General features: G+C 69.6%; 10 protein-coding genes. 9 read left to right on the forward strand and 1 reads right to left on the reverse strand.

Going from position 1 to position 16,819, the window contains the following annotated elements:
* Positions 1-282 precede the first annotated feature (282 nt).
* From ACFVIV_RS16995 to ACFVIV_RS17020, 6 genes are all read left to right on the forward strand, one after another.
* The gene (locus tag ACFVIV_RS16995) at positions 283-2,013 is read left to right on the forward strand and encodes an Hsp70 family protein (RefSeq protein ID WP_379197178.1); all 1,731 of its coding nucleotides are present in this window, start codon (positions 283-285) and stop codon (positions 2,011-2,013) included.
* A gap of 13 nt (positions 2,014-2,026) precedes the next feature.
* Complete coding sequence (locus tag ACFVIV_RS17000; protein WP_379197179.1) at positions 2,027-5,074, forward strand: LuxR C-terminal-related transcriptional regulator; 3,048 nt, start codon at positions 2,027-2,029, stop codon at positions 5,072-5,074.
* 45 nt (positions 5,075-5,119) lie between these two features.
* Positions 5,120-6,244, forward strand: a complete 1,125-nt coding sequence (locus ACFVIV_RS17005; protein ID WP_379197180.1) for a hypothetical protein — start codon at positions 5,120-5,122, stop codon at positions 6,242-6,244.
* A gap of 104 nt (positions 6,245-6,348) precedes the next feature.
* Complete coding sequence (locus tag ACFVIV_RS17010) at positions 6,349-7,695, forward strand: S1 family peptidase (protein ID WP_379197182.1); 1,347 nt, start codon at positions 6,349-6,351, stop codon at positions 7,693-7,695.
* 113 nt (positions 7,696-7,808) lie between these two features.
* Positions 7,809-9,143 (forward strand): S1 family peptidase, encoded by a 1,335-nt coding sequence (locus ACFVIV_RS17015; protein WP_379197184.1) that lies wholly within the window; start codon positions 7,809-7,811, stop codon positions 9,141-9,143.
* Positions 9,144-9,369: 226 nt separating this feature from the next.
* Positions 9,370-10,206, forward strand: a complete 837-nt coding sequence (locus tag ACFVIV_RS17020) for an NRDE family protein (RefSeq protein ID WP_379197185.1) — start codon at positions 9,370-9,372, stop codon at positions 10,204-10,206.
* Between the two features lie 206 nt (positions 10,207-10,412).
* Here ACFVIV_RS17020 and ACFVIV_RS17025 read toward each other — a convergent pair whose 3' ends face one another.
* Entirely contained in the window at positions 10,413-11,135 is a 723-nt protein-coding gene (locus ACFVIV_RS17025; protein WP_379197187.1) for a hypothetical protein, read from the reverse strand.
* Positions 11,136-11,509: 374 nt separating this feature from the next.
* On the opposite strand from ACFVIV_RS17025, the gene ACFVIV_RS17030 reads away from it, so the two are divergent.
* The 3 genes from ACFVIV_RS17030 to ACFVIV_RS17040 all read left to right on the forward strand — a co-directional run bounded on the left by ACFVIV_RS17030 (position 11,510) and on the right by ACFVIV_RS17040 (position 16,809).
* A complete protein-coding gene (locus ACFVIV_RS17030; protein WP_379197189.1) occupies positions 11,510-14,743 on the forward strand; it encodes a (Fe-S)-binding protein in 3,234 nt (1,077 codons plus the stop codon).
* 370 nt (positions 14,744-15,113) lie between these two features.
* On the forward strand, positions 15,114-15,932 hold the full coding sequence (locus ACFVIV_RS17035; protein ID WP_379197191.1) for a lytic polysaccharide monooxygenase: 819 nt from the start codon (positions 15,114-15,116) through the stop codon (positions 15,930-15,932).
* A gap of 124 nt (positions 15,933-16,056) precedes the next feature.
* On the forward strand, positions 16,057-16,809 hold the full coding sequence (locus ACFVIV_RS17040) for a copper homeostasis protein CutC (protein ID WP_379197193.1): 753 nt from the start codon (positions 16,057-16,059) through the stop codon (positions 16,807-16,809).
* Positions 16,810-16,819: the final 10 nt, after the last annotated feature.

A 16,819-nucleotide genomic window follows, 5' to 3' on the forward strand; every position in this document is an offset into this window, starting at 1 on the left:
ACCCGCGCTGCTCGAATTGCCTTTCACGCTAGGAAGCCGACGCGTTACGCCGAAACGGGGTGAAACCCCCAGGTTTCCGGTTGGTCCGGATTGGGGGGTTGGCGGCCATTAGGGGAATTTCCCCGAACTGGGGGGTGAACAGTAACGACGGTCGCCCAGCAACCGACAGGAACGGTGGGCCGCCCGGCCTACCCACGGTTTTCGTACTTATCGGACTGAAGAGCTTTCGAGCCGCACGCGATTCACCCGACGCGTGTCTGGAAATGTGACAGGGGAACTCGAATGAGTCAGGGTCTGGCGCTCGGCATCACGGTCGGGTCGTCGAACACGGTCGCCGTGACGGCTTCGGGGGGACAGCGCACCGTACACCCGCTGCCGAACGCGCTCGGCGGCGAACCGGAACTTCCGGACAGCTTCCTTTCCCGGGTGGGGGACCCGGTGGACATCCGCACCAGAGACGGATCCGCTGTTCGCGCAGCGGATCTCGTGGCGCGCGCGATCGGCCGCGCCATCGACGCCACCGGGCCGGCCGCAGCCACGGTCGCCTGCTATCCGGCCTGGTGGCCCCAGCACACGGTGGAGGTGCAGCGGGCCGCCCTCAGCGCCGCCGGACTCGACGGCGTGGCGCTCGTCCCGGAGCCCGCGGCGGCCATGCGATGGCTACAGGAAGTCCACGAATCCAGCCACGACGGCGCCATGGTGGTGTACGACCTGGGGGCAACGGGTTTGACCGTTTCCGTCGCCCGTACCGGCAGTATGTCCGGTTTGCTCGGTGAACCGGTGCGCGCCACCACCGTGGCGGGTGCGGAATTCGATCTGCTGACCATGCGCCATGTCCTCGCATTCGCGGTGGGCGAAAAGGATTTCGACCCGTTCGATCCTTTGCTGGAGCAAGAATTGTCGGCCCTGCGCGACCGCTGCAGAATTGCGAAAGAAACGCTCTCCAAAAAGACGGCGACCATGGTTCCCGTCCGTTTGCCCGCCCTCGGTATGGACGTCCGCCTGGTCCGCGACGAAGTGGAGGACCTCTACCGCTCCCGCCTGGTCACCTCCCTCGACCTGGTCCGCGAGGCCATCCGCCGCGCCGGCCTGACCAGCGGCGAGCTCGACGGCATCCTGCTCACCGGCGGCGGCTCCGCCATTCCGCTGGTCACCGAGCTGCTCTCCACCGAATTCGGCATCCCGGTCGCGACCGCCGCCGATCCGGCCCACCTCAGCACCCACGGCGCCGCTCTATTGGCCGCCGACCTGCTGGCCGACACCACCCCCACCGAACCACACGCGGCACTGTCGGCGCTGCCGTCCACTCGCGCCCGCCACCCCGAAGACCGGTCGGCCCCGCCCGTCGAGACCCGCAACGCCCCGGCCCGGATCGGCGAGTCCGGCCAGGGTGACGACCGCACCGGGCCGATCGCGGCGGTTCCAGCCGTCCGCGACGCGCACGAGGAAGCCGCCGTGGACCGGGCACTCCCGGCGCTGCCGAGCGAGGCGAACCGCCCGGGCGGCTTCACGCACTGGCGGCGCGCGGCCGTCATCGGCGCCGCCGCGATCGCGGTGGCAGCCCTGGCCACGGGCACGCTCGCCATGGGCACCGGCGCGCAGTCCGCACCCTCGGAACCCGCTGCCCCGCAACCCGCTTCGACCACGGTTGCGGCCATCGGCGATCCGGAGGCCCCGCAGTCCTCCGATCCGGCCGCCCCCGTCGGCAATCCGGTCGTCACGGCCGCGCCGCCGGGCGCCGCCGCCCCGGGTTCGGCGCCGGCCGCCGCCACCGGTCCCACCCCCGGTCAGCCCACCACCGACCCGTCCACCCAGCCTGTCGCCGCGGGTCCCTCGTCACCGCAGCAGGATCCGTCCGCCCCCGCTCAGCTACCCGCGCTACCGCAGCCCGATGTGCAACATGCGCCGTCCATCCCATCGCTCCCCACCGGGGCCCTCACCGATGCCGTCGACCAGCTCGGCAGCGCGGTTCCCCCGGTGCCGGGCCAGATCCTTCCGCGTTCCGGCGGCTGAGAGTTGGTTTTTCGTGATAGGCAATTCCCCGATCGCGCTCGAATCGCTGCCGTGCGCGCGAGAAATCCTGCGGGAGCTGGACTCCGATGATCCGGCTCCCCCGCTCTACCTGATCCGCGGCCGCTCCGGCACCGGCAAGTCCATCCTGCTGGCCGCCGCCCGCACCAGACTCCGCCACCGCGGGCTCACCCTCACCGACAATCCGCGCGATGCGCTCCCGTCCGCCGGATCGGAGAGCGCCGGCGCGCAGGCCGCCGACGCAGCCGCGCCCGGCGGTCCGGCCGCTCCGGCGCGGCCGGCGCTGGTGCTCGACGACGTGCACACCCTGGACCGGACCGCGTTCGAACTCCTCTGCACCACAGTGGAATCCGCCCGCTGCCCGGTGATCCTCGCGATGCGCCCGCGGCCGCACGACGCCCGGCTGCGGGAACTGGCGGATCTGGTGGCGCGCCGCGGCCGGGTGCTGGATCTGCGGGCGCTCGGCGTGGCCGAAATCGCGCCCTTCGCACGCGAACTCGGCATGATGGTGCCGCCGAGCCTGGCCCAGCACATCCACAACCGGACGGCCGGGATCCACGGCGGCGTGGTGGCGGCGCTCACCGCCGCCTGCGCGACCCGCTTGGACGCCGGTGTCGCCGCCGTGGACGACGCCGTCGCCGCCTGGGCGCGCACTCGTCTCGACGAGGCGGACCCGGACCTGCTCGACACCTTCGTGGTCGCCGCCATCGGCGCGGGCCTGGACACCAGCGAGATCACCGAGGTGCTGGACGTATCGCCCAGCGCGGCACAGGCGCTGGTGGATCGCGCCCGCGGCAGCGCCCTGATCACCGATGCGGACCTGCTGCTGGAGCCTGCGGTCCCCGCCCTGCGCACCCTGGTCGGCGACCGCCGCTACCTCGCCGTGCAGCGCCGCCTCCTGCACGCCCGCCTGGACGCCGGACTCTTGCGTGAGCACACCGCCCTGCTGCTCGCCGAGTCCGGTGTGCGCGACCCGCAGCTGGCCGAATTCCTCTGCACGACAGCCGAGAAGGCCGGAGACGAGGCCGTCCGCCACTATGCGGCCGCCTCGGCGGCGGGCGCCGACCGCGAGGCCATCGCGGTCCGCTGGGCCGACGCGGCCGCTCGCGCCGGCGATTGCGAGACGGCGCTGCGACTGGCCGAGCCCGTCCTGGCCCGTGCGGACGTCTCACCGCCGGAATTGGCTGCCGCCGTTCGCATCTGCGCCGGCGTCTGGACCCGCCGCGGCCTGACCGCCCGTGCCGCGCAGCTCTACACCTGGCTCGGCCCGCACCGCATCGGCGCGGACTGGGCGGTCGGCGCGACCATCCTGTCCCTCGCCGGTGACGCCGCGGGCGCCCGCACCCTCGCGGCGTTCTCCTCCCACTGGCCCCCGACCGAGGCCACGGCGCGCGCCGCCTTGATCGCCGACGCCCTGTCCGGCACCACGGCGGCCGCCGAAATCCCGGTCCGGCCAACTGATTCCATCCCCTCGACATCCGACTCCAGCCAACTGCCGCACGGTTCGACTCCGGATCGGACCAGCAGCGAAACCCCGCACGGCGCAGCATCGGCCACCCGGCGCTCGGCAGGCGCGCTCCCGGCCGAGCCGCAGGATGATCTCGGCCCCGCGGATGCTGGTTTCGACCGGCCGCCAGGGACTCCCGCGGCAAGCGATATCGGATCTCGATCGCGGTCCACACCCGGCGGATCCGGCAGGTCGGTGCCGGCGGCCCCGATCACGCGGCGCGCTGATCGCAGGCCCGACACGCCCGGTACCCATTGGCCGCCAACTCTTTCCATGACGAGCGACTCCGCACCGCGACCCGCGTCCATTCCCGATGGAGCCGGCGACTCGCTTCCGACAACCTCCATCCCGGGGGCGCTCGCATCCGCCACACGGCGCGCGGGTCCCGCGCCCGGCGGGCGCGGCGCGGCTGTGGCGGCGGCCGCCGCGCTGATTCACGCCGCGCATTCCGGGGTGGCGCCCGCCGACAATGGCGGGGATCGATTTCTGCCGTGCTCGGCCGTGTCGATCGCGACGCTGCTGTGCCTGAGCATGGGTGATCCGCGCCGGGCGGCGGATGCGCTGCGGGATGGGGCGCGTGATCCACAGCAGCGGGTGCTGGGGGCGTGGGTCGCCATGCTCGGCGGTAATGAGCAAGCGGCGGCGGAGGCGCTCGGCGGGGTGGACCTGGCCACGCTGGCGCCGCGGGATCGGCTGCTGGCCCACGGTGCGCTGGTGGGGCTGGCGCGGCGAGGCGGCGATCACACCGCGCTGACCGTGGCGTGGCGGGCCGCGTGCCCACTGTTCGACGAGGTGGGCGCGGATCTGCTGGCGCTGCTGCCGATCGGGGAGCTGTGGCTGGCGGGTGTGCGCCTGCGGGACGAGGCGCGGGTGCTGCCGCTGGTGGACGCGGCGCTGGAGCTGCTGCGGCGCCTGGGCGATCCGCCCGCGTGGGCGAATGCCTTCCACTGGTACGCGATTCAGGCCGCCATCGCGCACGAGAGCCCGGGTGACCTGCTGCCGCACGCCCATCGGCTCAAGACCGCGGCCGCGGCGGGCGATCCGCAGGCGGCCGCCCTGGCCGATGCGGGCCGCACCTGGGTGCTGGTACTGCGCGGTGAGGTGGAGCGGGAGGCCGTGGAGGCGGCGGTGCAGCGGCTGGCGGCGCTCGGCGCCAGCTGGGATGCGGCCCGGCTGGCCAGCGAGGCGGCGCTGGCGGCCGATGACGCGGCCACCGCCACGGCGCTGCTGAAGCTGGCCCGGACGGTGCGCGCGCAATCGCGGCCGCCGGAGGCTCCGGTGCGTCCGGGCGCTCCGGAGGCCCCGGTCCCGCGGCCGCAACCGGTGGTCGACGCCGTGCTCAGTGATCGCGAGCGGGAGGTCGCCGAACTGGTGCTACTGGGCTTGACCTATCGTGAGATAGGCGCTCGCCTCTATATCTCCGCGAAAACCGTGGAGCATCACGTGGCCCGGATCCGGCGCCGGATCGGTGCGAGCAGCCGATCGGAGTTATTGTCGATGCTCCGCGCCATGGGTCACGGATCACTCCTCGTATGATCACGGCGCGGGGAGGACCCGGACGCACCGAGTGAGGTAACGAGGATGGCCACAGGGGTGGGCCTGCGGATCGCGGACGACGAATGCGTCGTGGCGGTCGTCACCGGTGACGACTCCACACTTCCGGTGCACTACATCGTGCGCGAGTCGGTCCTGCACATGTCCGATGACGGCGATGCCGCGCTGGGCGGACCGCAGCCGGACGGGCATACGCATTCCATCAGCGGTTTCGTGACGGCGGTCGGCGATCCGGCGGGCATCCCGGTCGACGACGGCGAGGCGTACCGCGCCGAGGATCTGATGGCCACGGCCGCCTTCTGCCTTATTCAGCTGGCGGCCGATCACCTCAACGGCCCGGCCGAGTTCTATGCCACCCATCCGACCGGATGGTCCGAGGCGCATATCCGCGCCCTGCGCGAGGCGCTGGACTACCTGGGCCTGAAGTCGGTGGTGCTGGTCAGCGAGCGCGACCTACCCCAGCCGGAGGGCGAGACCGGAAAATCGCTCGTCTACAACGCCGCCCGCGCGGCCCTGGCCGCGGTGCTCTCGACTCCGGCGGGTCTCACCCCGCCCGATCCCACCGCGAGCACCGAGAACGCCGCCGAGGTCACCGAGGTGCTGCCGGCGCTGAAGTTCCCGGAACCGGTGGCGCAGGCGTATTCCGCGGCGCTCTCGATCTCCACCACCGCCGAGCCCGCCGTGCGGACCGACACCGCCGAATCCGAGGCGGTCAAGATCAAGCCGCGCTCCCATCGCGGCCCCTACGTGATCGCCGCGGTCACCGCGGTGATCGGTTTGCTCCTGGGTGGCCTCGGGGTGGCGGCGATGTTGCGCGCCGACGAGGAGAAGCCCGGCCCGCCGCGCGGCGAGGTAGTCTCCGATCCGGGGACCGCCGGTGCGGTGCCGCCGCTGCTACCGCCGCCGACGAGTTCCGAGGAACCGGCTCCGATCGCCCCGCCGATCGCCGAGCAGCTGGAGCCGACGACGGAGCCGCCGAGCACCACCAGCGAGACCACCACCGTCACCACGCCGCCGCCCACGACGCCGCCGCCGAGTTCGACCACCACGACCCGTCCGGTGCCGCCCATCTACCGTTACCCGCCGGTACCCACCTTCGACTTGCCGATGCCGCCGGGGTGGGAGGATCCCTGGGCGCAGAATCCGCGATAGTTCACTGCGACCTTCTGTGGTTTGTGCCCTAAAGTGATGCGCTGACCGATGTTCCGCGAAGTAACCGGCTCGTCGGTCTGCTGGGTGCACTACGAAGGGACTCCATGCGCAAGTTCATGGCGCGCCGCGCCACGGTCATCGGATTCGCTGCGGCCGTCCTCGCCGGTCCCTTGCTCACCACCGCACCCGCCACCGCGGAATCGCCGAATCAGCTTGCGGCCGAGAACCTTCCCGCCGAACTGGCGCAGGCGATCGAGCGCGATCTGCGGATGACGCCGGTCGAGTACCTGGACCGCGCCGCCAAGGCCCAGCAATTGCAGGATTACGCAAAGGAATTCCGCACCGAGCGACCCGAGGAATTCGCCGGCGCGTGGATGGGCGCCGACGGTAAGCCGGTGCTCGCCGTGACCTCTCTCGACGCCGCCCGCGTGGTGGCCGAGGACGGTTATCAGACCCGCCTGGCCCCCATCAATGCCGACGGCCTCGAGGGTTCCCTCGATCAGCTGAACAAGTGGATCGGCGGTCTGCCGCGCGAAATCTCGGGCGCCATCAATTCGGTGGCCATCGATTTCCTCAACAGCCAGCTGGTCGTGAATGTCGCCAACACCCCGGGCGGGCATCTGCTGAATCTGCCCACCCTGATCGCGAATATCAAGGTGATCCTGTCCCCCGACGCCGGCGGCCCGATCGAGCGCCGGCCCATGGGCGGCGACACCTACATCAGCGCCCCCACCTCGCTCGGCGACTCCTCGCTGCAGAGCGTGGACGTGTGCTCCTTCGGCTTCAATGCCACCGACGCCTCCGGCAATGCGCTGAATATCAGTGCCGGACACTGCAATCCGAATCTGGGCAAGGCGAACGACCGAGCCTCGGTCTACCTGCCCGATGTCAAGAATCTGATCGCCAGCCCGCAGGTGGGCACCTTCGTGCACTCGCAGGTGGGCGGCGGCGCGGCCCTGGACTACTCGGTCATCGAGCTCAATGCCGACGCCGTGGCCGCTGGCATGGACCAGCCCAGCGTGCGCGGCGCCAACGGCACCACGCTCGCCATTACCGGCATCGCCAACCCGATCACCGGCGCGCCGGTCTGCAAGTCGGGCCAATCCTCCACGTTCACTTGTGGTTTCGTGATCGCCGACCGGGTGGAGACGCAGCTCTACACCTCCGAGGGCCAGTCCAAGACGGTCCGCGGTTTCGCCTCCAGCGCCTGCACCCTGGGCGGCGACAGCGGCGGCGCCATCGTGTCCGGCACCCTGGCGCTGGGCATCACCAGCGGATCGAATGCGGCCGACGCGCCGAACTGCAACGAGGCCAATGCGGTCATGGCGCAGTACGGTGGTACCGCGACCCTGGGTATTCCGATCCGCGCCATCCTGGCCGATATCGAGGCCAATTCCGGTGGTGGACTGGGCAACGGAATTCAGGTGCGGACCAAGCCCAACGCGGGCTAGTGGGCGACACGCCCCGATCTTGAATCCGACACGCCGTTCGTTTGCCCTGCGAATACCGAATCGTCACCCGGCAATAAGTAGGCATAACGGGCCCGACACCATATAGTCGGCTCATGCTCCTGCCACGTATGCGCTTTTCCTCGCCTGCCGTGGGCACCGGCCCACGCTCCCTTGTCCGCAGAACAGCCATCGCGGCCTCCGCATTGCTGATCACCGGAACACTGGCGGCGAGCGCACACGCGGAGCCCGCGACCCCCGATCTGCCCGCGGAACTGATCACCGCCATCACCCGCGATCTGAAGATCTCGCCGAAGGACTACCTGCAGCGCGCGGATCTCGCCCAGCAGGTGGCCGCCTTCGCCGCCACCGCGCAGCGCCAGTACCCGGAGGTGTTCGCCGGCGCCTGGCTCGACGAGACCGGTAAGGCCGTCATCGGCCTGGCCCCCGGCACCGGCGCGGAGGACGCGCGCAAGGCGGCGCAGGACGCCGGCTTCTCGGTCAAGGACGTCAGCAAGAGCGAATCGGTGCTGCGCAGCGAGAAGAACGCCTTCCAGAAGTGGCTGGAGGATCAGCCCGCCGATGTGTCGAAGGCCGTCCTCGGCGTCGCCATCGACACCGTGAACAACTCCATCGCGGTGCGCGCGGCCGAGGCCGGCCTGCCGCTGCCCGGTTTCGTCGACCCGGCCCGCGTCATCGTGATGCCGGTCCCGCCGACCGGTAGCGAGGAGCTCGACGTCCAGCAGGCCGCCGCCATCGCCGGCGAGGCCCCGGGCGTGAAGGCCGCCGGCGACGGCTACGCCTCGGTGGCGGGCCGCATGTCGCTGCGCTGCTCGCTCGGCTTCAACGGCACCGACGGCGCCGGCAATGTCGTGAACATCACCGCGGGACACTGCAACCCGAACATTCCGGCCACCGGCGGCGCGAATTCGCCCTCGGTGCACGAGATCCTGGCCGGGGACCGGGTCGGCCCGCAGATCGGCACCTTCCAGAAGTCGGTGCTGGGCAACCAGGACTACTCCATCGTGTCGGTCAACGACAACGCCCGTGACGCGTTCTCCAACAACCTGGTTCGCGTCCCCAACGCCGCGCCCATCGCGGTCACCGGCGTGGCCATCCCGGTGGTCGGCGCCCCGGTCTGCAAGTCGGGCTCCCGCACCGGCTTCAGCTGCGGCGTGGTGAATGCCATCGATCAGACCGTCCAGGTCGGCGACCGCCTGCTGACCCAGTCGTTCTCCGCCAATATCTGCGCGCTGCCCGGCGACTCCGGCGGCCCGATCGTGACCGGCACCCTGGCCCTGGGCATCTCCAGCGCCTCCTCGGTCGCCGACTACCCGATCTGCGAGATCCCCAACCTGATCGGCCTGCTGACCGGCAACGCGCCGCAGCTGTTCGCCCAGCCGGTGAGCGTGGTGCTCTCCGACAACCCGGGCCTGCGGGTGCGCACCTAGAACGAAACGGCAAGAGCCGCAAAGGCCGGTAGCCCCCTCGGGGGCTACCGGCCTTCTGCTGTCCACGGGAGTCCGCGAAACGAGGGGCAACCTCACAGCGGCGGCGTTCGGGCGGCACAGGGGCATTGGGCGGGCATTGCCGCGGGCATGGGCGGCGCCGCCGGAGGCATCGGGTGGGCACCGCCGGGCCTGCACGGGTATTCGGCTGATCCGGCATGCTGGAGGCATGTGTTTGGTGTTGGCCGGATGGCGGGCGCATCCGGAGTATCGGCTCATCATCGCCGCGAATCGCGATGAGTTCTTCACGCGGCCAACCGAATCGCTGCGCCGCTGGGAGGAGGTCCCGGGCCTGCTCGCCGGGCGTGACCTGGGCGCGAGCGGCGACCTCCCGGGCACCTGGCTCGGGCTGGCGGCCGACCAGCGCCGCTTCACGACCGTCACCAATGTGCGCGGCCACGGCGTGGAGCGCGGGGACGCCCCCTCTCGCGGCGCACTGCTACTCGATTTCCTGCGCGGCGACGCGGGTCCGGAGAAGTTCGTCCGCGGCGTCGCGGCGGCCCCCGATGACTACAACGGATTCAACCTGCTGGTCTCGGATCTGGAAACGCTGTGGTGGCACAGCAACCGCAGCGCACTCGCACCGCGCGAACTGGCGCCGGGCTTCCACGGCGTCTCCAACGGCTACCTGGTCGGCTCCCTGGAACCCGACGGCCAGGTCGTCACCGGCACCGACACCCCCGCCTGGCCCAAGGTCCGCGACGGCGTGCTGGCACTGCGCTCGGTCGTCGAGTCCAACCCCGCGAATGTGGCGGGCTACCTGGAAGTCCTGGCAGACCGCAAACGAGCCCCCGACGCCGAACTCCCCGACACCGGCATCGGCAAACACGCCGAGCGCGCCGCCTCCTCCCGCTTCGTCAACAGCCCCCTGCACGGAACCCGTTGCAGCACGGTCCTACTGGTCCGCGAAGACGGCTCCTTCGAAATGACCGAACGCACCTTCGCCCGCTTCGGCCGCCGCAAGGGCACGGTCACCCTCACCGGCCAACTCGAAATCCCGGCCTGAGAACCTCCCCGCAAACACACAACCGGCCCGCCCCGACGAGGGAGGCGAGCCGGTTGTGCAGAGCGAGAACCCGGAGGCCTAGGGGCGAAGCCCCGAGAACTCCTCGAGGTTCAGGGGCGAAGCCCCGAATGCCCTTGGGGTTCAGGGGCGAAGCCCCGAGGTGCTCCTGGGGTTTCAGGGGTGAAACCCCTGAGAGCCTAGAGAGTTTAGTTAGCCCACTTGGTGGTGCCGTCCGGCGCCTGGATGACCTGGATGAGCTCCAGGCCGGCGGCGATCAGCGTCGGGCCGCCCACGGCGATGGTGCCCAGGATGCCGCCGATGCCGGCGCCCGCGACCAGACCCGGCACGCAGCCCGCGACGAAGGTCACGATGCAGCCGATGATGGCGCCGACCGCGGTGCCCACGAAGCCGCCGATGGCGGTCGAGATGCCGAACTGGCTGGAGAACTGGCTCATGGCGCGCTGGTTCTCGACCGGCGAGGCGATCTCGGTGGCGATGATCGGCCGCGCGGCGACCGGCTCGGCGCTCGGCTGGAAGCCGGCCGGCTTCTCGGGGGTGACCTCGAGAACCTTGCCGTCTTCCTTGACCTCGGCCGTGGTCGGGATCTCGACGCCGGCGTTGACGAACTGCAGCGGGAAGGTGATGACGGTGGCGCCGTCCTTGTCCTTCACATTGACCAGAGTCGTCTTCGGGTCCTCAGGAGTCGCACCCTCCTGCTCGGAAAGCTCGAACGTCCCGTTCTTCAGCGTGGAGACAACGGTCTTGACGTCCTTCTCGTCGATCTTCTGATCGATGAGCTTGGTGGAGTAGGAGATGTCCGCGGACTGCGCGGGCTGCGCAGGTTCGGCATCGGCGTGGGAGACCGTGGTGCCCATGGTCATTGCGCCGATGACCAAAGCAGCCGCCGCGGTGGTGCTGCGAAACTTCATTCGGTTTTTCCAATCCGTCATCAGGTAGAGCCGCTGTGAGCATCTCCGACACGCGAGACCCAGGCTTCCCTCAGGCCTAGTCGCGCGCGAAACGAAACCTCCCCGAGCATGTGAAGATGCGCACAGCAATCGGACAGCGCGAGCCTACTCGAACACCCCGCTAGATGCGACATTCCTTCCAACCCGAACTGATCGGTAACCCAGAGCTTTTCGCAAGTAAGCCTGACCTTTGTTGGGTTTCGGAAATGCCGGGATTTACGGTGTCGGTACACCCTGGACAGATAAGTTACCGACGGGTAACTTACTGTTCGTTAGGATACGAGCCAACCGGGCGTACCAGGACGTCCTCGGAAACTCGTAGGAAAGGTCGCGACATGAATGCCCTGACAGTGACGCTGGGCACGATTGGAGCAGTGCTCACAATCTTTTGCTGGGCATCGCTCATCGATGGCGTACGGACGATCGTGCGCACCATCATGGTCGGTCAGTCCGCCCCCGACCGCTGGCGGCCGTTCTTCCCCCGCCTGAAGACGATGCTCATCGAATTCCTGGCGCACACGCGGATGAACAAGTTCCGCACCGTGGGCTGGGCGCACTGGCTGGTCATGATCGGCTTCCTCGCCGGGTTCATCCTCTGGTTCGAGGCGTACGGCCAGGTCTTCGACCCCGAATTCCATTGGCCGATCGTCGGTTCCTGGGGCATCTACCACCTCGCGGACGAGATCCTCGGCATCGGAACGGTTGTCGGCATCGTGACGCTGATCGTGATTCGCCAGCTGAACCATCCCCGCGTGCCGGAGCGCCTTTCCCGTTTCAGCGGTTCGAAGTTCGGCCCCGCCTATGTGATCGAGAGCATTGTCCTGGTCGAGGGCCTGGGCATGATCTTCGTGAAGGCCGGGAAGATCGCGACCTATCACCACTCCGCGACCTGGTCCGACTTCTTCACCGAGCAGGTCGCCAAGCTGCTGCCCGAGAGCGCGATCATGGTGTCGATCTTCGCGCTGATCAAGCTGCTCTCCGGCGCGCTCTTCCTGCTGCTCGTCGGGCGCAATGTCACCTGGGGCGTTGCCTGGCACCGTTTCTCGGCGTTCCCGAACATCTACTTCAAGCGTGAGGACGACGGCGGCGTCGCCCTGGGCGCGGCCAAGCCGATGATGTCCAAGGGCAAGGCCATCGATATGGAGACGGCCGATCCCGACAACGACACCTTCGGCGTCGGCAAGTTCGAGGACTTCTCCTGGAAGGGCATCCTCGACGTCACCACCTGTACCGAGTGCGGTCGCTGCCAGTCCCAGTGCCCGGCCTGGAACACCGGTAAGCCGCTCTCGCCCAAGCTGCTGATCATGTCGCTGCGCGACCACGGTTACGCCAAGGCCCCGTACCTGCTGGCCGGCGGCCGCAAGGATATGGCCGGTGAGGAAATCGGCCTGGTCGACGCCGAGGGCAAGCCGAACGAGCGTGCGCTGGCGAAGATCTCGGAGGAGGCCCGCGCCGAGGCCGAGCGGCCGCTGGTCGGCGGCGAGGATGTCAACGGCATCATCGATCCCGAGGTGCTGTGGTCCTGCACCACCTGTGGCGCCTGCGTGGAGCAGTGCCCGGTGGATATCGAGCACGTCGACCACATTATCGATATGCGCCGCTACCAGGTGCTCATCGAATCGGAGTTCCCCTCCGAGCTGGCGGGCCTGTTCAAGAATCTGGAGAACAAGGGCAATCCGTGGGGCCAGAACGCCAAGGATCGCCTGAACTGGATTTCCGAGGTGGACTTCGACATTCCGGTCTTCGGACAGGATGCGGAATCCTTCGACGGCTACGAATACCTGTTCTGGGTGGGCTGTGCCGGCGCCTATGAGGACCGCGCCAAGAAGACCACCAAGGCGGTCGCGGAACTGCTCGCCACCGCGGGCGTGAAGTTCATGGTGCTCGGCCAGGAGGAAACCTGCACCGGCGACTCGGCGCGCCGCGCGGGTAATGAATTCCTGTTCCAGCAGCTCGCCATGCAGAACATCGAATTGCTGAATTCGGTGTTCGAGGGTGTCGAGCAGGCGAAGAAGAAGATCGTCGTCACCTGTGCGCACTGCTTCAATGCGCTCAACAATGAGTACCCGCAGGTGGGCGGCACCTACGAGGTCGTGCACCACACCCAGCTGCTGAACCGCCTGGTGCGGTCCAAGAAGCTGATCCCGGTGTCGCCGGTGGCGCAGAACGTCACCTACCACGACCCCTGCTATCTGGGCCGGCACAACAAGATCTACAACGCGCCGCGCGAGCTGATGGAAGCCTCGGGCTCGACCCTGGTCGAAATGCCCCGCCACGGTGAGCGTTCCATGTGCTGTGGCGCCGGTGGCGCGCGCATGTGGATGGAGGAGCAGCTCGGCAAGCGCATCAATGTCGACCGTGTCGACGAGGCGCTGAGCACCCTGAACGGCGGCAACGAGCCGTCCATGATCGCGACCGGCTGCCCGTTCTGCCGCGTCATGCTCACCGACGGCGTCACCGCCCGCAAGGACGGCGGCGAGGTCGGCCAGGGTGTCGAGGTCGTCGACGTCGCGCAGCTCATGCTGAACTCCATCGACCGCATCGAGGCCGCGCAGCTCAGCGAGAACCTGAAGGTCGTCCAGGAGCCCAAGGTCGCTGAGCCGGAACCGGTCTCGGAGCCCGCGACCGCCTCGGCCGCTGTCGCCGAACCGGAGGCTCCGGCCGCGCCGAAGGCCGCACCGGCCGGTGGCGGACTGGGCATGAAGGGTGGCCTGAAGCCGCCCGGCGGCGGCAAGGGCCTGGCCATGAAGGGCGGGCTCAAGGCTCCGGGCGCGAAGGCGGAAGCGGCTCCGGCCGCCGAGGCCGCTCCGGCCGCCGAGGCTCCGGCCGCACCCGCCAAGGGTCTGGCCATGAAGGGTCCGGCCAAGGCTCCCGGTAAGGGTCTCGCCATGAAGGGCGGCCTCAAGGCTCCTGGCGCGAAGTCCGCGGGCGCTGCTGCCCCGGCCGAATCCGCCGCTACCGCTTCGGCTCCGGCCGAGTCTGCTCCGGCGGCCGAATCGAGCGCGGCGCCGGCGACCCCGGCCGCCAAGCCCGGCGGCCTGGCCATGAAGGGCGGGCTGAAGGCCCCCGGCGCCAAGCCGGGCGGTCTGGCCATGAAGGGCGCGGCCAAGGCTCCGGGCGCCAAGCCCGCCGCCCCGGCCGCTCCGGCTCAGCCCGCGGAGACCGCTTCGGCCCCGACCGCCGCTCCGGCTGCTGCCCCGACCGAGGCTCCCGGCCCGGCCGCCGAGGCCAAGCCGACCGTTGCCGCCAAGGGCTTGGCCATGAAGTCCGGGCTCAAGCGTCCCGGACCGAAGGCTCCGGGCGCGGCCGCTCCGTCCCCGGCCGCCGAAGCACCTGCCGCCCCGGCTGATTCGGCTCCGGCCGCCCCGGCCGAATCGGCTCCGGCTGCCCCGGCCGAATCGACTCCCGCAGCTCCGGTCGAGTCGGCTCCCGCGGCTCCGGCCGCGACCGAGGCCAACGGCACGGCGAGCAGCGCCGCCGAGGGCAATGGCGCCGCCAAGCCCCCGGCCGCCAAGCCAGGCGGTCTCGGCTTCAAGTCGGGCATGAAGGCGCCGGGCAAGAAGAGCTAGCCCGCACCAACGCGTGAAGGCGCGTCACCGATTTCGGTGGCGCGTCTTCGCCATTTCCAGGCAATGCATTTCCGGGCACCTGGCCATCTCGAGCCATTCCGGATTGTCCGTTGTGCGAATCTCCAAATAGCACTCGGATCGCTATCACTCCAGGCAGGCGCGAGTTGCCGGAGTTCGGCGCGGCGCAGAAGCGCCACGCGCCCAACCGCGTATGGCGCCGTCAACTGGGGAGAGATCCCTTGACCGGAATGTTGCTGAACCTCTAACTTCTGGAACACCCAACTTTCAATTGTGATCCGCGTCTCAGCCGTGGATCCGCGGGACGCACGCCGGCCCCTGCGTCCCAACAATTTTCGAGGGAGTTTCAGTAATGGTTGGTAGAAGACTGCTATCCACGGTCGGGGCTGCTGCCGGCATCGCCCCGTTGCTGGTGGCCTTGTTGCCCGCGGCCACCGCGAACGCGCACGGCTATGTCACCGGACCGGCGAGCCGCCAGGCGCAGTGCGCGGCGGGCACGGTCTCGTGCGGGGCCATCAAATACGAGCCGCAGAGCGTGGAAGGCCCGCAGGGCCAACGCAATTGCAGCGCGGGCGATCCGAGGTGGGCCGAGCTGGACGACGACAGCAAGGGCTGGCAGGTGCACTCGGTCGGCACCACGGTCGACTTCACCTGGAAGTTCACCGCCAACCACCGCACGAAGGACTGGGAGTACTTCATCGGCGGCACCCGCGTCGGCCACGTCGCCGGGAACGGCGAGAACCCGCCCATGTCGGTGACGCACAGCATCGACCTGTCGGGCTTCTCGGGCAAGCAGAAGCTGCTCGCCGTCTGGAACATCGGCGATACGACCAATGCCTTCTACAACTGCATCGACCTGAACATCGGCGGCGGTGAAACCCCGCCCACCACAACGCCGCCCACCACGACCGCGCCGACCACTACGGCGCCGCCGACGACCACCGCCCCGAGCACGACGACCGCGCCGAGCACGACTCCGCCGGTCACCACCACGGCTCCGGGCACGACCACCGATCAGCCCGCCGGCGGCGAATGGCGCACACACGCCTCCTACGCGATCGGTGACGTGGTCACCTATCAGGGCAAGCAGTACCGCTGCCTGCAGGCGCACACCGTGCACGATCCGAACTGGACCCCGGACGCGACGCCCGCGCTCTGGCAGGCGCTCTGATCGAGCCCCCGAGGTGACTGCCCGGCAATACCGATACGGCATATCGCCAGGCAGTCACCTCGCATGATCAGTTCTGCTAATCCCGGGCAATCGAACCCGGCGCCGTTCGCCCATACTGCAAGGTATGACGGATGCGCGTACGGTTCGGGTCGAGATCGGGGTGGAGTCGGTGGCCGGGGTCCGCATTGCGGAAGCGGCGGGCGCGACACGGGTCGAACTCTGCACCGGACTATCCGCCGGCGGCCTGACCCCCGGGGCCGCGCTGGTCGAGGCGGCGGTGGCCGCGGCCTCGACCACCGAGATCCATGTGCTCGTCCGTCCGCGCCCCGGCGACTTCCGCTACAACGACGACGAGGTGGCGCTCATGCGCGCCGATGTCGCGCGCATGCGGGAGCTGGGCGCGCACGGCGTGGTGGTCGGCGTGCTCGGCGAGGACGGGAACGTCGACGCCGGGGCCAATACCGAATTGCTGGCGGCCGCCGAGGATATGGAGGTCACCTTCCATCGCGCCTTCGATGTCTGCGCCGATCCGTACGGCGGCTTCGACCGGCTGCTGGAATTGGGTTTCACCCGGCTGCTCACCTCCGGCCGGCAGGTATCGGTGCTCGACGGCGCCGCGCTCATCGCCCGCCTGGTCGCGCTCGCTGACGACCGCATCGAGGTGATGGCCTGCGGCGGCCTGCGCGCCGACAATGCCCGCCGCGTCATCGAGCTGACCAATGTGCGCGATCTGCATGCCGCCGTGCGCATTCCGGTGCCGGGCCTGGCGCCGGGGGACACCGAGGTCGACTTCGCCGAATTCGGCGTGCCGCGCGGCTTCGACCACTTCGAGACGGATGCCGCCGGGGTCGCCGCGCTCTGCGACGCGGTCCGGTGAAACTCGATCT

It is taken from the genome of Nocardia sp. NPDC127526 (genome assembly GCF_042672265.1).
In the GTDB taxonomy this organism is placed as follows: Bacteria; Actinomycetota; Actinomycetes; order Mycobacteriales; family Mycobacteriaceae; genus Nocardia.